This window comes from Microcystis sp. 49638_E5 (assembly GCF_021300285.1).
Taxonomy (GTDB): Bacteria; Cyanobacteriota; Cyanobacteriia; order Cyanobacteriales; family Microcystaceae; genus Microcystis; species Microcystis aeruginosa_C.
Map to the genome: position 1 here is coordinate 1 of NZ_JAJTDH010000071.1, position 16,224 is coordinate 16,224.

Annotated in this window: 12 protein-coding genes and 1 pseudogene; 7 read left to right on the top strand and 6 right to left on the bottom strand. The window is 45.6% G+C overall.

Annotation, left to right across the window (positions count from 1 at the left end; genetic code table 11):
- The first annotated feature begins 397 nt into the window (after window positions 1-397).
- The 6 genes and pseudogenes from kdpA to kdpC all read left to right on the top strand — a co-directional run bounded on the left by kdpA (window position 398) and on the right by kdpC (window position 6,884).
- Window positions 398-2,143, top strand: a complete 1,746-nt coding sequence (kdpA, locus tag LW728_RS17445; protein WP_287767411.1) for a potassium-transporting ATPase subunit KdpA — start codon at window positions 398-400, stop codon at window positions 2,141-2,143.
- 15 nt (window positions 2,144-2,158) lie between these two features.
- A complete protein-coding gene (kdpB, locus tag LW728_RS17450) occupies window positions 2,159-4,318 on the top strand; it encodes a potassium-transporting ATPase subunit KdpB (RefSeq protein WP_287767413.1) in 2,160 nt (719 codons plus the stop codon).
- Window positions 4,318-4,590: pseudogene (locus LW728_RS17455) on the top strand (HindVP family restriction endonuclease); the annotation flags it as partial. The gene kdpB and the pseudogene LW728_RS17455, both read left to right, overlap by 1 nt.
- Before the next feature lie 12 nt (window positions 4,591-4,602).
- Window positions 4,603-5,541 carry a DNA cytosine methyltransferase gene (locus tag LW728_RS17460; protein WP_287767422.1) on the top strand — a complete coding sequence of 313 codons (939 nt, stop codon included), beginning with the start codon at window positions 4,603-4,605 and terminating at the stop codon, window positions 5,539-5,541.
- A 174-nt stretch (window positions 5,542-5,715) separates the two neighbouring features.
- Window positions 5,716-5,922, top strand: a complete 207-nt coding sequence (locus LW728_RS17465; RefSeq protein ID WP_071839504.1) for a potassium-transporting ATPase subunit F — start codon at window positions 5,716-5,718, stop codon at window positions 5,920-5,922.
- 320 nt (window positions 5,923-6,242) lie between these two features.
- Window positions 6,243-6,884 carry a K(+)-transporting ATPase subunit C gene (gene kdpC / locus LW728_RS17470; RefSeq protein WP_287767415.1) on the top strand — a complete coding sequence of 214 codons (642 nt, stop codon included), beginning with the start codon at window positions 6,243-6,245 and terminating at the stop codon, window positions 6,882-6,884.
- Between the two features lie 135 nt (window positions 6,885-7,019).
- On the opposite strand, the gene LW728_RS17475 is transcribed toward kdpC, so the two are convergent.
- Complete coding sequence (locus LW728_RS17475; protein ID WP_287767416.1) at window positions 7,020-7,703, bottom strand: YdcF family protein; 684 nt, start codon at window positions 7,701-7,703, stop codon at window positions 7,020-7,022.
- 547 nt (window positions 7,704-8,250) lie between these two features.
- Window positions 8,251-10,908: a DNA gyrase/topoisomerase IV subunit A gene (locus LW728_RS17480; RefSeq protein WP_287767417.1), complete on the bottom strand. Its 2,658-nt coding sequence runs from the start codon at window positions 10,906-10,908 to the stop codon at window positions 8,251-8,253.
- A gap of 82 nt (window positions 10,909-10,990) precedes the next feature.
- Here LW728_RS17480 and LW728_RS17485 point away from each other — a divergent pair, with 82 nt between their 5' ends.
- On the top strand, window positions 10,991-11,395 hold the full coding sequence (locus LW728_RS17485; protein WP_287666611.1) for a response regulator: 405 nt from the start codon (window positions 10,991-10,993) through the stop codon (window positions 11,393-11,395).
- Window positions 11,396-11,652: 257 nt separating this feature from the next.
- On the opposite strand, the gene LW728_RS17490 is transcribed toward LW728_RS17485, so the two are convergent.
- From LW728_RS17490 to LW728_RS17505, 4 genes are all read right to left on the bottom strand, one after another.
- Window positions 11,653-12,345 (bottom strand): M15 family metallopeptidase, encoded by a 693-nt coding sequence (locus tag LW728_RS17490; RefSeq protein ID WP_287767418.1) that lies wholly within the window; start codon window positions 12,343-12,345, stop codon window positions 11,653-11,655.
- Window positions 12,346-12,408: 63 nt separating this feature from the next.
- Window positions 12,409-14,010: a DNA phosphorothioation system sulfurtransferase DndC gene (gene dndC / locus LW728_RS17495; protein WP_046663220.1), complete on the bottom strand. Its 1,602-nt coding sequence runs from the start codon at window positions 14,008-14,010 to the stop codon at window positions 12,409-12,411.
- Window positions 14,011-14,168: 158 nt separating this feature from the next.
- Entirely contained in the window at window positions 14,169-15,404 is a 1,236-nt protein-coding gene (locus tag LW728_RS17500) for a DNA sulfur modification protein DndB (protein WP_287767420.1), read from the bottom strand.
- Between the two features lie 342 nt (window positions 15,405-15,746).
- Window positions 15,747-16,034, bottom strand: coding sequence for a DUF4164 family protein (locus LW728_RS17505; RefSeq protein WP_287727144.1), 288 nt, complete (start codon window positions 16,032-16,034; stop codon window positions 15,747-15,749).
- Window positions 16,035-16,224 lie beyond the last annotated feature (190 nt).

The following is a 16,224-nucleotide window of genomic DNA, read 5'->3' on the forward strand; positions in this document are numbered from 1 at the left end:
GTAGGCGTTAAAAGTTGTCAGATCCCCCCGCCTATCGGCACCCCCCTTATCAAGGGGGGCAGGGGGGATCGAACCTAAAATCCATTTTTAATTTAATTATAACCAGCTACTTAAGTGCGTAAAAGCTGATAGGATAACGAACGGAAAAAATATAGATTGTCAAGGCGCGAAAAATCGCTACAATCATTCCAGCAGAGGTGATAGTAATCCCTCGATCATCCACTGGTTAACGATCGCTAACGATGAGACAAACTTGGTTTTCTCAAGCGGTTTCGAGACAGCGAACCCCTAAGTTTCCCGGTCGATCATGGACGGTGAGCTTGTCGAATCCGTCCATGATCGGCCACATTTCCACAAGCTCAATGACCACTTGGCTTTTTTTGGAGTTGATCGAACCATGTTGCAAGGATGGATTCAAATCGCGCTCACGATCCTGATAATTGTGGCGATCACCCCCTTTTTCGGGCGGTATATGGCGAGGGTGTTCATGGAACGGAGAACCCTACTCGACCCACTGTGCGATCGAGTCGAGAGTCTTCTTTACAGCTTCGTCGGGGTGAAAGGGAAAGAGAATATGACTGGCTGGCAGTACCTCCGCGCCGTTCTCTACAGTAACGCGGTAATAGCAATTCTGGTTTTTTCCCTGATTGCGGGCCAAGGAGTCCTTCCCCTCAACCCGACGGGGATCCCCGCCCCCCCTTGGGACACCACGCTACATACGACGATTTCCTTTATCACCAACAGCGACCAACAGCATTATTCTGGAGAAACCACCCTCAGCTACGCGAGTCAGATATGGGGTCTTGGCTACCAGATGTTCACCTCGGCTGGAACCGGTCTAGCGGTGGGGATCGCCTTTATTCGGGGATTGACGGGGCGACCGTTGGGCAATTTTTATGTGGATCTGATCCGAGCGATCACCCGTATCCTCTTACCGATCTCGATCGTGGGGGCAATTGCCCTGATCATCGCCGGAGTCCCGGAAACCCTCGCGGGCCCAGCGATCTTGCCGACGCTAGAAAACCCCAACCTGAGTCAGGCGATCGCCCGCGGTCCAGTGGCCCACTTCGAGATTATTAAGGAATTGGGAGAAAACGGCGGCGGCTTTTTTGCCAGCAACTCGGCCCACCCCTTGGAAAACCCGAACGGATTCGTCAATCTGGTGCAATTAGTCGCTATTCTCTCGATTCCCACCTCCCTGATCTATACCTACGGTGTTTTCGCCGATAATCTCAAGCAAGCTCGGTTAATCTATCTAATTCCCCTCGGTATCTTCATCGGCTTTACGATCATCACAGCGATCGGAGAATATAACGGCAACCAGGCGGTTAACTCCCTACTAGGGGTCGATCGAGCGGTTAACTTCGAGGGTAAAGAAGTACGCTTCGGTTGGGCGCAATCGGCCCTGTACGCGGTAACTACCACGGCCACCATGTGCGGTGCGGTGATCGCCATGCACGATTCCTTGATGCCGAACGGCGGCTTCGTCACCCTCTCGAATCTGTTCCTGCAAATCGTTTTCGGCGGCCAGGGAACCGGCACCGCCTACCTGTTTGCCTATCTGATCCTTGCGGTATTCGTCACCGGGCTAATGGTGGGAAGAACCCCGGAATTCCTCGGGCGCAAAATCGAGAAGCGGGAAGTGGTGTTAGCGAGTTTTTTAATTCTGCTGGTTCACCCGATCGCCATCCTCATCCCCGGAGCGATCGCTCTTGCCTTTCCTGACTTTCAAGGCATCAGTAACCCCGGCTTTCACGGATTATCTCAAGTCATCTACGAGTACGCTTCCGCCGCCGCCAATAATGGATCGGGCTTCGAGGGACTAGGAGATTCCCAGCCCGCACCACTTGCGATCGCATCTGGTGCGAAACCGACGATGACCGCTCTCTGGTGGAATCTGAGCGCCTGCTTCAGTTTACTGGCTGGACGGTATATCCCGATCGCTGCCCTGCTCTTGTTAGCTGATGGGATGTCCCGCAAACAACCGGTTCCCGCCACCACCGGAACCCTCCGCACCGATACCGGACTCTTTACCGGCGTGACGGCGGGGGTGATTTTAATTCTCGGTGCGCTCACTTTCTTGCCGATATTAGCCCTCGGGCCGATTGCGGAAGCCTTTCAAATCACCAGGATGATCGGCTAGGAGTTTAGATAATTTATGAGAACGAACAAAGGAAATTCTAAATCCTCCCGCCCGTTGCGAGTGCCGAGAGGTCGCCGGGACGACCGCCGCCATACCCCCAAGGTAAACCGGACCGGTCTCTATCAAAGCGCGATCCGGCAGTCCTTCCTTAAACTCGACCCGCGCATCGCCGTGCGTAACCCGGTCCTATTCGTGGTCTGGTTGGGAACAATCGTCACGGCCCTGGTGACGATCGACCCGCATCTATTCGGCACGATCGCAGGGGATAGGGGACAACAACGGCTACTTAACGGCATCATCACCCTGATCCTCTTCTTCACGGTGCTGTTCGCCAACTTCGCCGAGGCAATTGCCGAGGGACGGGGAAAAGCCCAGGCCGATGCCCTGCGCTCCACCCGCAGCGACACGATCGCCCGGAAAATCCTGGCCGACGGCTCGATCGAGTCGGTCAGTTCCACGGCCTTGCATCGGGGCGATCGGGTGAAACTGGTGGCCGGGGACGTGATTCCCGCCGACGGGGAAGTGATCGAGGGAATCGGTTCGGTGGATGAATCGGCGATCACCGGAGAATCGGCCCCCGTCCTCAAACAACCCGGCACCGACATCGCCAGTTCCGTCACCGGCGGCACTAGGCTTCTCTCGGACGAGTTGACGGTGCGGATCGCTCAAGATCCTGGTCAGGGTTTTATCGATCGCATGATCTCCCTTGTGGAAGGGGCCGAGCGCACGAAAACCCCCAACGAGATCGCGCTGACGGTACTTCTGGCCGTGTTAACCCAAGTCTTTTTAATTGTCGTGGCCACGATTCCGTCGATCGGGAACTATATCGCCAGTTTTCTAGACACGAGCCTCGGGCCGGCGGTTGCGGATACCTTTCGGGCCGGTTCCAGTATCGCCATCTTGATCTCCCTTCTCGTCGCCCTCATTCCCACGACGATCGGCGGTTTATTGAGTGCGATCGGCATCGCCGGCATGGATCGCGTGGCTCAGTTTAACGTCATCGCCACCTCTGGACGCGCGGTGGAAGCCTGCGGCGACGTAAATACCCTCCTTCTCGACAAAACGGGAACAATCACCCTCGGCAACCGGCTAGCTGACGAATTTATCCCCGTCAACGGTCATAACCTCGAGGAATTAGCCCGCATCTGTCTAGCGGCCAGCCTTTTCGACGAAACCCCAGAAGGACGCTCGATCGTTGCTTTAGCCCGGAATTTGGGCGCAAACCTCCCCATCGATGGCCAACCCGGCGAGGGAATCGAATTCTCCGCTCGTACCCGCATGAGCGGCACCGATATGGACGGCGAGGAATACCGTAAGGGAGCCGTAGACGCGATTAAAGGTTTCGTCCGTTCCCGCGGTGGTTCCGTTCCCGAGACCCTCGATGAGGCACAGGAAAGGGTTTCCCGTTTGGGGGGGACTCCCCTCGCCGTCTGTCGGGGTAACGATATCTACGGGGTGATCTATCTCAAGGACATCGTGAAGCCTGGATTAAAAGAGCGTTTCGACCAATTACGGCGCATGGGTGTGAGAACGATCATGCTCACCGGCGACAACCAGATCACGGCCTCGGTGATTGCGGCGGAGGCGGGGGTGGATGATTTTATCGCCGAGGCCACCCCAGAAGATAAGATCGAGGTGATCCGTCGCGAGCAATCCCAGGGCAAGTTAGTTGCCATGACGGGAGACGGAACCAACGACGCACCCGCACTGGCCCAGGCTAATGTCGGTGTGGCGATGAACTCCGGAACCCAAGCGGCGAAGGAGGCGGCCAATATGGTGGATCTCGACTCCGACCCGACCAAGCTGATCGATTTAGTGACCATCGGCAAACAGTTACTCATTACCCGCGGCGCCCTGACCACGTTTTCGGTAGCCAACGATATCGCTAAGTATTTCGCCATTATCCCGACGATTTTCGCCGCTGCCGGGATCGGTGCTTTAAATATCATGGGTTTGAAAAGCGCTCAATCGGCGATCGTCTCGGCCCTGATCTACAATGCCCTGATTATCCCCGTTTTGATTCCCCTAGCACTTAAAGGCGTTCAATTTCGCCCGCTCACTGCTGACCAACTATTGCGGCGTAATATCCTCATCTACGGCGTGGGAGGCATGATTGCGCCGTTTATTGCTATTAAGATTATTGATGAGATAATTTCAGCGATCGGGTTGAGGTAATGGGAAAATCGGCAATATTTAAGCCTAGTTTATTCGGATTGAAGCACTCGAATCGGGATTTTAGCCAAAAAGAAACCTGGGGTAAAAATCAATTTAACTCCTCATTTCCAGCTTCTTTGTGCGCTTACTTAGATTGGAAAGGACTGAAAAATGTATATCTGAAACTTGATGAAAATTTAAAAATTCAACCAGCGGAGTTAAGTACACAAGAGTTATACGGTCTAGCTCCCGATTCCGATAATTTATTTTACGCTTTCGCGAGTCAATTTAGAGGAGGGAGCAAAATGATCACAATCGATTTATTTGCTGGTTGTGGTGGTTTATCTTTAGGTTTTCAGAAAGCGGGGTTTACTATTGTGGCTGCATTTGATAATTGGATACCTGCTATAGATGTCTATAGCAATAACTTTAGTCATCCGATATTTAATGTCGATTTATCTAGAGAATCTAATCAAGAAATATTGGCTCAATATAATCCTGAGATTATTGTCGGCAGCCCTCCTTGTCAAGACTTTTCCAGTGCGGGTAAGAGAGACGAGGGTTTAGGACGAGCGAATCTAACGCTCACATTCGCTGAAATTGTAACTAGAGTAAGTCCCCAATGGTTTGTTATGGAAAATGTGGACAGAATTGAGAAAAGTAAAATACTCACTCAAGCAAAACAAATTTTTAAAAGCCATGGTTATGGTTTAACTGGAAAAGTTATTAATTCTTGTTACTGCGGAGTTCCTCAAACTAGAAAAAGATATTTTCTGATCGGTAAAATGAACGAAGAAGATGATTTTTTAATCGATGAAATCAATGAAAATCTATCAAGTCAACCTCTGACTGTATTTGACTATATGGGCAAAGAATTAGATATAGAATACTATTATAGACATCCTAGAAGCTATCAAAGAAGGGCGATATTCAGTATTTATGAACCTAGCCCTACTATTCGAGGAGTAAATCGACCAGTTCCCAAAACCTATCGACAACATCCCGGTGATGCTTGTCATCTTAATGAAAAATTAAGACCGCTAACAACGAGGGAGAGAAGCTATATCCAAACTTTTCCTAAAGACTTTATTTTTGCTGGAACAAAATCTAATCTAGAACAAATGATTGGCAATGCTGTTCCTATTAATTTGGCTAGATATGTGGGCCAATGTATTCTTAACTATGAATTGAAAAAGGGGAAAAAGACAACCTATCGACAACTACAGCTAAGTAAGTGGTTATAATTAAATTGAAAATAGATTTTGTCTTTGATCCCCCCTTAATCCCCCCTTGATAAGGGGGGTGTCGATCCCCCCTTAATCCCCCCTTGATAAGGGGGGTGTCTGATAATTTTTGACAACTACAGCTATTTTCTTGATTGACTGGCAAAAACAAATCTCCAAAAAACTCTAATTCTTATGAAAGCATCCCTTAGAAAAAACCGATTTTTCTGGTATATTTTCTTAAATTTCTGTCTAACAATTCTTTTCTCCTCCATCGTTCAAGCTTCTACGGGAAGTGCTATAAATAGGGGGCAAGCCTTCGCATTAACCCTTTTAGGATTAGTCGCCTTTGCTTTATTTATCTACCTATTCCTTGTCATCTTTGTCCCGGAGAGGTTTTAAGAGATTTCTGGCATAATTAATTTTTGAGAGTTCAAAAATGGGAAAAAGCAGAAAATGGCTCTCTTGGATTTGGTGGGTAAAATGTATTCTAAGATACATTGCCCCTAGCGAGGGGGTGGAACGAACCACAAAGACACAAAGGACACAAAGATCGATCGATCATATTGTAAGTTAAACTTATCACACAGAACCTAGAAGAGCCAGAAAATCTCTAAATAGACTCTTTAATTGATTGTGGTTTATTCCTAATTCTCCTGACTCCTGACTACTGGCTCCTGACTCCTAACTCCACCAACAAACTTTTTCAGTAAACCCTAATTATGAGTTTTGCACGCGATGCCGGTAGAGCCATCCGTTCTACCCTAGTTCTCTGGGTAATTACCGCGCTGATCTATCCTTTTGCGATGATCGCCGTCGGTCAAATTCTTTTTCCCTGGCAAGCGAACGGGAGTTTGATCACCAATAATCAAGGTCAAGTGGTGGGTTCGGCTCTAATTGGGCAACCTTTCACCAGCGATCGCTATTTCAATAGTCGTCCGAGTACCACCGCCTACAGTACGGCCGATCCGAAAAACGATCCTAACAAAGTCCTGCAAACCGGAATTTCGGGAGCGAGTAACCTAGCTCCCAGTAACCCCGCATTGATCGATCGCATTAAAGGAAAACCCAATCCCGATCCAGCGAAAGCTGTAGAGGGGGAGATTCCCCGATTAGAGAAGACGGGAATTAAACCCACCGCGGATCTGGTGTACACCTCTGGATCGAGTCTCGATCCCCATATCACCCCAGAGTCCGCCAGAGCGCAGATCGAGCGGGTGGCGCGGGTGCGGGGATTACCGACGAATCAAGTGGAGATCCTCGTTATCAAAAACACCGACGAGCGCTTTCTCGGTATCTTCGGCGAACCGGGGGTTAACCTACTGAAACTGAATCTGGCTCTAGATGCGATCGCAAATACCTGATAGGGCCTCTGATACTCAATCCTGTTTAAAAGGTATAGGAAAGTGGGAAGAGAGAGTTTGCCTTTAAAAACCCCAAGTTAGTAGATTTACAAAAATGGGATACAGCCGCTAAAAAACTAACTGGGAGAGGATTGTTTAGCTGATCTTACCTTGATATTCACATTTAAAACCTTCATCGCGCCAAGCTTCTAAATCAACGGAATTTAAGGGGATGACTTGCCAACAGGGGGGAGAGATTAATTGTCCGACAAAAGCCCAAATTATACTTCTAGTCACATCCAACCCAGTTTTTAGCTTTGATTCGTTATTACCCGGGATACCAATTTCTCGGACTGCATCGATTTCTACTGCTATACCGTGGGATTGCAAGTGAATTGCTGCTAACCATTGAGCGCGGGGTAAATGAGTAGGAGAGGTGACAACTTTTACTTTATGTACTCCCCATTGTTTTAAAATTGGCACAGCAAAGAAAAAATTGCCGAAGGTAGAATCAGCACACTTTTCTAACCAGACGTTAGTTTTTGGCGCTTTTGCCCGTTCAAATAGTAATAAAATACAGGGATCTTCCGAGCCTTGGGAAATTAAAATTGGTATATCGGGGTATTGCTGGGCTAGATTGGCTACATAAATTTCCCGACGAATGCTGCCCCCCAAAACTAAGATGGCCTCAACGGGTTTTTGTTGATTAATTGACCAGCAGATGGCTAAATTAGTCGCTAAATTAAAGATAATAAACCCAAAAACTGCGACCAGAGTTAGTTTTAACCATCTTTGCCAATGCCGGTGTTTACGCGCAACATTTTTCGGTTTTTTCGCCATTGACTTAGAGACGATGTAGGGTAGCTCAAAAAATAGATTTACTTCAGTATTGCACAGCCCGAAACCCTCATGAAATCTTGGGTTATTCTCAATTAGTGCGAAGATTTTATCAATAAGTCCAATTGATCGGGGTAAGCTAAAACGCATCTTAGATGCGTTTTAGCAAGGCAGGAGGCAGGATTAATAAGCGGTTGAGAGTTTTTTGAATTATCAAGATATGTAACTGAAGTGCCTCTAAGCTTACCCCTTAGTAATTGATCAGGGAAAAAAGTGAGAGATTTCACCCAGATTACACTGATAGACAAAATTAACAAATCAACTTTGCTTTAACTCATACTACTCAGTCCTCTATGCTAAGATGATCCAAAAAACGCAAGTTTTTAAGTTGATGGGCAAAAAAAGTTTAATTTTACTCAATAACTAGGGCGTTATTTCTAAGACAGCTCGAAAAAATCAAATTTTGAGTGACGGAGAGCCTTGTTAGTTATTTAAAATTATTCCCTCTTCACCACTGTATATCTAGGAGATTTCCTCGACCAACACTTTGTTAACAAAATCCCCTATTCGAGGTGTCCTGTAACAATTGTGCTTTGATAATTTTTTCTGTGGGGTTGAGTTTCACTAATTGTGAACCTGTCCCGTCTTTACCCGTAACCATCACAGTTTCTACCTCTAAGGGTAGTTTTCGATTCTGATTGGTACTTAATAACACTATACTCCCCGGCCGCGCCGCTACCATGGCCGCTAAACTATCCTGTTTATTGACGAATTGTAAAGCGGGTGAACCAAGATCGCCTAATTGTGATAAGCGTAAATTCTCGATCGCCAGTCTTTTCGCGTAACCCAATCCCGAAATCAGCAGCAGATTTTCCCGATGGGGGAGAGAAACACAGCCAGCTAGATGTTCCCCGTAGCGCAATCGCAAAATTGCTAAACCCTGAGCGGATTTACTCATCATTGGCAATAATTCCTCGCGCACGGGATAACGCAACACCCGACCGCTACTGGTGGCGATCGCTAAGTCCAGGCCTTCGTGAGTAAAAATAGCACCATATAGGCGATCGTCTTCTTTCAATTTCATCAGGGACAAACCCCGACTACCAACCCCCTCTAATTCATCGATGGGAAGCCGCTTTATTCGCCCCTGTTGACTCAGTAAAAGCAATTCTTGATTTTTTTGAGGTTCCGTCAAGAAAAATTGATTTAACACGGCTTCTGACTCTTTTTGTGCGGTTTTGGTCAGCAGACTGGAGATTAACACTGGTTGATTCGCTTGCGGGGGGACTTCCCGGGTAGCAATCGGGTAAGCTTTAGCATTATCGAGGATAACTAGGAAATTTTCCCGTTTTTCGATCGCCTGTTGATAGATAATTAAACCCCGCTCTGGCGCTCGCTGTTCCGGTGTCGTCCAACTAATTTTATCTTCGGCATCAAGCAATAAAATTGCATTTTCTGGGGGTTCTTGGGGCGTAAATAGGCTTAAACTCGGTGCATTCTCACTCTCAGGCTTTTTCTTAACTTTATTCTCCTGTTTTTTAACTTCTGCCTTCAAAGAGGGTGTGGGGTGTGGGGTGTGGGGTGTAGGTAAGGAAACCTCTTTCGTCTGTGGGGGTGAAAATTTTTTCATCGGGACTGTCTCCTGTTTTTTCACCACAGAATCCTGTTTCTTCCCTTCTGTCTCCTGTCTCCTGTCCCCCGACTTGCCGGTGCGAATTTTTGTCCGTCTGCTATCGGCGAATTTTTTCTTTAAAGAGCGCAATTCTTTTTTCAGAGACTTGAGAAACTCCTGACGGTTATGGAGGAGGGTTTCTAACTGTTGAATTTTTGTTTGTAATTCCGTCGCTTCCGTCTCTAACTTTTGTCTTTCCAAACCAGTTAAACGACGTAGGGGCATAGCCAAGATAGAATCAGCTTGAGGGTCACTAATGCCCAATTCTGCCTGAAAACGATACTTAGCCGTCGTCCCATCGGGAGCATTTTTGAGAATATCCACCACTCGATCGATATTCTGCAAAGCTAATAATAAACCCTCCACTAGGTGTAAGCGATCGCTGGCCTGTTGCAACTCGTCGCCATACTGACGGGTGAGAGTTGTTTCTCGAAAGCGCAAGAATTCCTGTAAAACTTGTTTTAACGATAACTGCCGGGGTTGATTATCGACTAAAGCGAGGATAATTGCCCCAAAATTAGTCTGCAGCGCCGTTTGTTGGTATAAAGCCGCCAAAACCTGCTGCGGTTGACTTTCCCGCTTTAATTCAATCACCACCCGAATGCCTTCGCGATTGCTTTCATCGCGGATATCGGCAATTCCCTCCAATTTCCCTAAATTGACTAATTCAGCGATTTTTTCAATCCATGCCGCCTTATTCACCTGAAAAGGCAACTCAGTAACCACAATTGCCGTCCTTTCCCTTCGGCGCTTGCCCTCAATGATAATTGTTTCAGTTTTGGCCACTCCGCGCACGGGAATAATCCCCCTACCGGTGCGATAGGCCTCGCGAATGCCGGTATCATCTAAAATCTCGCCTCCCGTGGGAAAATCGGGACCGGGGATAATTTCTACTAACTTTTCCTCGCTTAAATCGGGATTATCAATCAAAGCGATTAAACCTTCCACCACTTCCCCTAAATTATGGGGAGGAATATTAGTCGCCATCCCCACCGCAATACCAGAACAACCATTAAGAATGAGTATCGGTAACTGAGCGGGTAAAACAACGGGTTCCTGTTGAGAATTATCAAAATTACTGTTGAAATTAACGATAGCTTCGCTAATTCCCCCTAAAACCGCCTGATCACCGATGCCGGCCAAACGGGTTTCTGTATAACGCATGGCCGCCGGGGGGTCGTTATCGATCGAACCAAAGTTACCATGGCCCGATAAAAGTGGGTAACGACTGGAAAAATCCTGTACCATACGAACCAGTGCCTCGTACACTGACTGATCGCCGTGGGGATGATATTTACCCAACACATCCCCCACCACCCGCGCACATTTGCGAAAGGGGCGATCGGGAGTTAAACCCAGTTCGTGCATAGCGTATAATATGCGACGATGTACTGGTTTTAGTCCATCGCGTACATCCGGCAAGGCTCGCCCCACGATCACACTCATGGCATATTCTAGATAGGAGCGTTCCATCTCTTGGTGTAAAGCCGTGGGTATAATTTGACCACTAGCTAAGAAATCCAGTTGTTTGGCCATGAGTCTCTCGTTTTTAATCTGTCTAGCTGTGAATCATAAGGCATTTTGCCCTTTTTAACCTTGTTTATCCCTGAGCTTCCCTATGACAACTGTTTTGATTGTAGAAGACGACCCGATAAATTTTCGCGTTTTTGCCAAAATTTTGACCAAACGAGGTGGTCTAGAGGTCAAAGGGACCGAAGATGTGGAAGAAGTGCTTCGTATTGCTCGGGATAAGGAAGCGGACGTGATCTTAATGGATGTCTCCCTCTCCCATAGTGTCTATGAAGGGAAAGCGGTAGATGGCATTAAAATCAGCCAAATTCTCAAAGCTAACCCCGAAACCGCCGATTTACCCGTTATTCTCGTCACTGCTCACGCTATGGAAGGCGATCGAGAGAATTTTCTCAAGCAGAGTCGGGCCGATGGTTATATTTCTAAACCAGTGGTTGATCACCAAGCTTTTGTTGATCAAATTTTGGCGATCGTCGATCAGAAGCCGGTCTAAGCTTTGAGTCTTCTTTTGTTAGTATATCAGTATTGATATAGGGTGGGCTGAATAAATCTTAAAACCTTATTGGGTAAGACTTTTAGACTTTTTGTCAATCAAAAAGTACCGGCGACGGAAGTGATTGGGGGGAAAATCCCTGGACTTTTCCCCTGAAAATTAGGTAATTGACCCCCTCAAAATCGGTAAAACCCTACACCCTACACCCTACACCCTACACCCTGTCCCCACAAGAAACTTTTTGCCGCAAACCCTACTTAATCCTCCACTCTGCCATAGATGGCGTAGGCTCGATCGAGCGACCAGGCCCACATTTGATCCCCTAGGGAAAAATGCCACCATTCCCCCTTATGTCGGCTAAATCCCGCCTCCTCCATCACTTTAGCCAATAAAACTCGTTTTTGATGATAACTCTGTTCTCGTCGGCTTTTTGCGGCGATATAATAATCGGGATGCGATCGCTCTCCGATCTCATCGATTTCTCCCCCCATGTCGATGGCTTGTCCCTTCTCGTCCACCAGGGTAATATCGATCGCCGCTCCGGTACTATGGGGAGGCGGAGTGGCGGCATTATCGCTGGGAATTGCCCAAATAGTGTAAACTTCTGTTAAAATCGCTTGACTTTCTGCCTCCGATAGTTTCTCTTTGGCTAATCCTCTTGTGTCTAGGAGAGTCTGAAAACTATAATCGACCATAAATTGTTGCACTTCCACCGGTCGATAGGCATCAAAAATCAAAATTTGCCAACCGGGTTGATAGACTTGCAGACGGTTTTGAGCGTCAATCAGAGCATTTAACACCCCTTGTCGCAAAAAATAGGGAGATTTACCCCGATAATTAGCTCCTAATTTCTCGTAAGCGTGGGGAGAAGGGATAACAAACTTATCTGCGGGTATAGGTACTAGGGGTTCCCCACATTCACGAATAGGAATTTTTTGGTAGGGTTTCATCGCGTCGTCGGGAAACAGTAATTTTATTGATGGTCAACTCGATCGCCAGTTTACATAAACCCGTTATTCCTCCTCCTCATCGGTTGTAGGGAATTTCATACTGGCCCAAGTTAACTGTTTTTGCGGGTCTTTTTCCGGTTCACTAAAACTCTCTTTGAGTTGTTCTTTCACCTGAGCAATATTGCCACTTTGAGCGGCATTCTTTAGATCATAGACATAACGAGCATTTTCGATCGCTTCCTCTTTACTACGAGAACTAGACTCAAAGCATTTTTCTAGGTCTTTGTAAATACCCTTGCGAGAGATTTTGAGAAAATATTGACGTTCCGTATCGATAAGTTTAGCCAATAATTCTAGGTGCATGGAATCCTCGGCACAGATATCCGCGAGGATATCCCATTCTTCACTCCCCAAAAGATTATTATCCGCTCCAGGTCGCGGGTCTTGAAAAGTTTCTCCAGTCACTTGTTTATAAATCTTCGGTAATTGGTCATCAAATTCGTGCTTTTCTTCCCTCCAAATCCGGCGAATTTCGCTGAGTTCCTCCGTGGTAATTAGGGTAATATCTTTCATATCCTCTGGGGCATTAGTACGCACGCTCTCCTGGGCCTCTAATACCCTTCTCAGCCAATATTCCCGCCATTTTTTAGTATAAGGTCCCGGTATAGGTTCGATCGATATTTCTCCATTTAAGTTTCTTTCAAATAATTGTACTTTCCCAACAAGACGACGGAAATCACGTCTCTCTCTATCATCCAAAAGGTCTAATTCATTTCTAAGTTCTACGAGTGGTTGTAACCATTCCTTTTCTTGGTCATTCTGAACCATCATACTCAGAGATGTATCTTTATCTACCAAAGTACAAACCCAACAACCAAAACGGGAACTTCCACAGCTAGGACTGGAGGTATCTACCACCAGGGGACATTCATTATCCGCAGTCGCTCCTCGATACATTGCTAATAATTCTTTGTTGTCTCCTCCCCAGGGATTTTCCCACTGCATTAAGTACATCCATACTTCATCAGTACGCCAATCTTCGATCGGACTATAAACGAGAGAATTGGGCATATTTGCATTAGGACTCAAACGCTCACGAAGTCTTTTAGCTTCTAATTTTTCCATCACCTTAGCACGACGAGAGCTTTCTGTTTTGCGGATTCCCAAAACTAATATTGTTTCCCCACAATTTCTGATGACTTCACGAATAAAGTTATTAGAAGCGTTAATTTTCAGTCTTCCAGTACACCAACGAAATTTCAAACGGGGAGCAGGATAACCCTTACCTATTAATCCACTCCAAAAGCGATCTTCTACAGCAGGATAGAGTAAATGTGATTTAAATGGCATTCTATGAGCTTCTGAAGCTTTTTCCAGCTTTTCCATCGACTTTCTAACCCATGCGGAGACAATGGGATTTTCAACCATTGTGTCGGTGGTGATCACATGAATAGTTTTTTGTCGCTTCTCTAATGGTAAAGCAGCGATCGCATTCCAGATTAACTGTAAAACTGCTGAACTATCTTTTCCCCAAGAAACACCAATAATCCAAGGAATCTCATCTAAACAGTAGAGCTTTTGTACTTCTTGAGTCAGTAGTTTAATATCTTCTACGAACTCATCAATAGTACGATTCGGTAGTAGAGAGGTTTGGATTGCGGTCATTACATATATGCTTTTAAAGTTCTCCTCTCTATACTGTATGTCTAATTAGTAAAACCTATCAATAGTCACAGGAAAAGAGAGATAAAGCAAAACTGCTCGATCTCTGCTTGTGATTTCAGAAGGTATATAAGACTGAATTGCTCTAAATATACTCGAAACTAGATTAAAATTATCCCAGTTTTCTCTTGTACAGCATCTCTGGCGATTTTAAACGCTTTATCGACTGCTGTTGTCTGTGTAACTATCTTTTTAGCACCAGCATCATCAATCACGATACTATTTAGCCATAAAGCTGAGTCACGGGTATAATCCAAACCCGCAAGTGCTTTAATTAGAGCTTCTCGCTGTAAATCAGTGAATTCTTGTCCAAAAAAGATGAAATGTCCAATTCGACTAAGTACCTGAAACCCAACGGTATTAAAATCCACACGCTGTTGTCTGAGATCGTACAAGTTGAGATTGACCGTTTGAGATGCAGGTTGTAGCAAAAGTCGCCAAGTATCATTGTTTTTGGCGAATTCTGTGTAAAAAATCTTCAGTCTCTCTAACATTAGCAAAAATTCACTCTTACTTTGACGAGAATGAGATTCTATAACTGGTTTTCGAGATGAACCAAAAAGAAATTCAGCGACACCGATTCTTAACTGACTCATAGTAAACATATATTTGGCGTCTTTTCCGATAGTACGAGAGATTTTATCAATCCGTCCATTGAAAATGACTAAATCTTTAGTAATTGTCCGAGTCAACTTAGCAAGAGGATCAGTAACGTCGAAAGCAGCCAATAAAGCAGGAGGGATGGGTTTATTTTTGGCACAATCGGCAAAATCTTGATGAATTTGATCCATATCTGCTTCTTGAACTACCAGCACAGTTACGCTGTCGTTACGCAAGTCAGGTTTTTCAGGTAAAACTTTTTCGATCGCTTTTAACCGATGTTGACCGTCAGTAACATAAAGTTCTACATCTATTGGCATAACAGCATAACCGAATTTGACTGGACCTGCACCATAGGTAAAAACTTTGATCGGTGTATTCGAGTTAAAGATGAATGGGGGCAAAATATACTGATCCGTATCTTGCAAATACTTTGCAATCTCGTTAACGTGCTGGAGAATAAGTGGTCTGTTCATGACTTCATCCGCATTAGACTTATTCTTTTTAGCTTCAGCACTCTGTAATTTTGCCAATTCAATCAGCAGACTACAAGGTAGAGAAAAAACTAGATGAGTTCTTCCCCCCTGTTCGTAAACATGACAAATAAAAACTCTCGCTCCTGATGTGGCCGAATCAGCGAAAGCTAAAGTCTGCGCTTCATCTTGTCTTTGACAGTGTACGAGGTCAGCACTGGAACGGTAGCCGTCGTCATTGACAGCCGATGTGATCTGAGTCATAATTAACCTTGAAAAAATGTCCAAAAACAATTAAGTACATACAAACGTCCGAGAAGTCCTACTGCAATAGGTACTTATCGGAATTTTTGTTTATGCACTGAATCTAGTTTAAAGAAAGCTTTTAGGCTTGTCAATGGCCGATATAAAGTTAAAATACCGTTTTTGCAGTCAAGATATGGACTGATTTTGGTTTTTGCAGTCGAAAAGTAGATTGATGGGTAGAATTCAGTAGGGTATAGGTACGATACCCAAAACAGCGATCGCGATCTATAGAACATTTGTGCTAATAAAAAAACGGACTTGTGGGAGAGTAGTTAACCTAATAATAGCCACAGGTTAATTCTAGGGATTAGCTGAAAAAAATACTTTCCAACCGGCAGTAGCGATCGCACTTGCCAAAAGAATAATCAATGTCCAAACCTGATTTTTTTGGGTTCCTTCCACTGATTTTAGGCGATTATCGATGCCCTCAACCTTTTCAGTTAACTTTGCCTGTCCTACCTCCAGCTTATTTAACCGTTCGTCGATTTTGTCAAATTTTTGGTTAACATCTTTTTGTAAGCTGTCAATTTTCCCCTCAATCCTAGTCAAAACAGCTTCTAGGGAATAGGTAACGGTTTCGTTAGACATAGTATCAACTCCCATTAGATATATTTTCTCGGTTCCCTATCGGGGACTATTTTAAGACTAAACCAGTTCGAGGTTGTCTGAGAAGAGCGTTTTTCTGGGATGACAAAACTTGAAACCGTGAATAATAGCCACAGATTAATTCTAGGGATTACCCGAAAAAAATACTTTCCAACCGGCAGTAGCGATCGCA

What these genes read in the sequence shown, in the direction of transcription:
- LW728_RS17505 (WP_287727144.1), bottom strand. Translation starts at nt 16,034, where the DNA reads ATGTCTAACGAAACCGTTACCTATTCCCTAGAAGCTGTTTTGACTAGG.
- LW728_RS17465 (WP_071839504.1), top strand. Translation starts at nt 5,716, where the DNA reads ATGAAAGCATCCCTTAGAAAAAACCGATTTTTCTGGTATATTTTCTTA.
- kdpB (WP_287767413.1), top strand. Translation starts at nt 2,159, where the DNA reads ATGAGAACGAACAAAGGAAATTCTAAATCCTCCCGCCCGTTGCGAGTG.
- LW728_RS17480 (WP_287767417.1), bottom strand. Translation starts at nt 10,908, where the DNA reads ATGGCCAAACAACTGGATTTCTTAGCTAGTGGTCAAATTATACCCACG.
- LW728_RS17475 (WP_287767416.1), bottom strand. Translation starts at nt 7,703, where the DNA reads ATGGCGAAAAAACCGAAAAATGTTGCGCGTAAACACCGGCATTGGCAA.
- LW728_RS17500 (WP_287767420.1), bottom strand. Translation starts at nt 15,404, where the DNA reads ATGACTCAGATCACATCGGCTGTCAATGACGACGGCTACCGTTCCAGT.
- LW728_RS17460 (WP_287767422.1), top strand. Translation starts at nt 4,603, where the DNA reads ATGATCACAATCGATTTATTTGCTGGTTGTGGTGGTTTATCTTTAGGT.
- kdpC (WP_287767415.1), top strand. Translation starts at nt 6,243, where the DNA reads ATGAGTTTTGCACGCGATGCCGGTAGAGCCATCCGTTCTACCCTAGTT.
- kdpA (WP_287767411.1), top strand. Translation starts at nt 398, where the DNA reads ATGTTGCAAGGATGGATTCAAATCGCGCTCACGATCCTGATAATTGTG.
- LW728_RS17490 (WP_287767418.1), bottom strand. Translation starts at nt 12,345, where the DNA reads ATGAAACCCTACCAAAAAATTCCTATTCGTGAATGTGGGGAACCCCTA.
- dndC (WP_046663220.1), bottom strand. Translation starts at nt 14,010, where the DNA reads ATGACCGCAATCCAAACCTCTCTACTACCGAATCGTACTATTGATGAG.
- LW728_RS17485 (WP_287666611.1), top strand. Translation starts at nt 10,991, where the DNA reads ATGACAACTGTTTTGATTGTAGAAGACGACCCGATAAATTTTCGCGTT.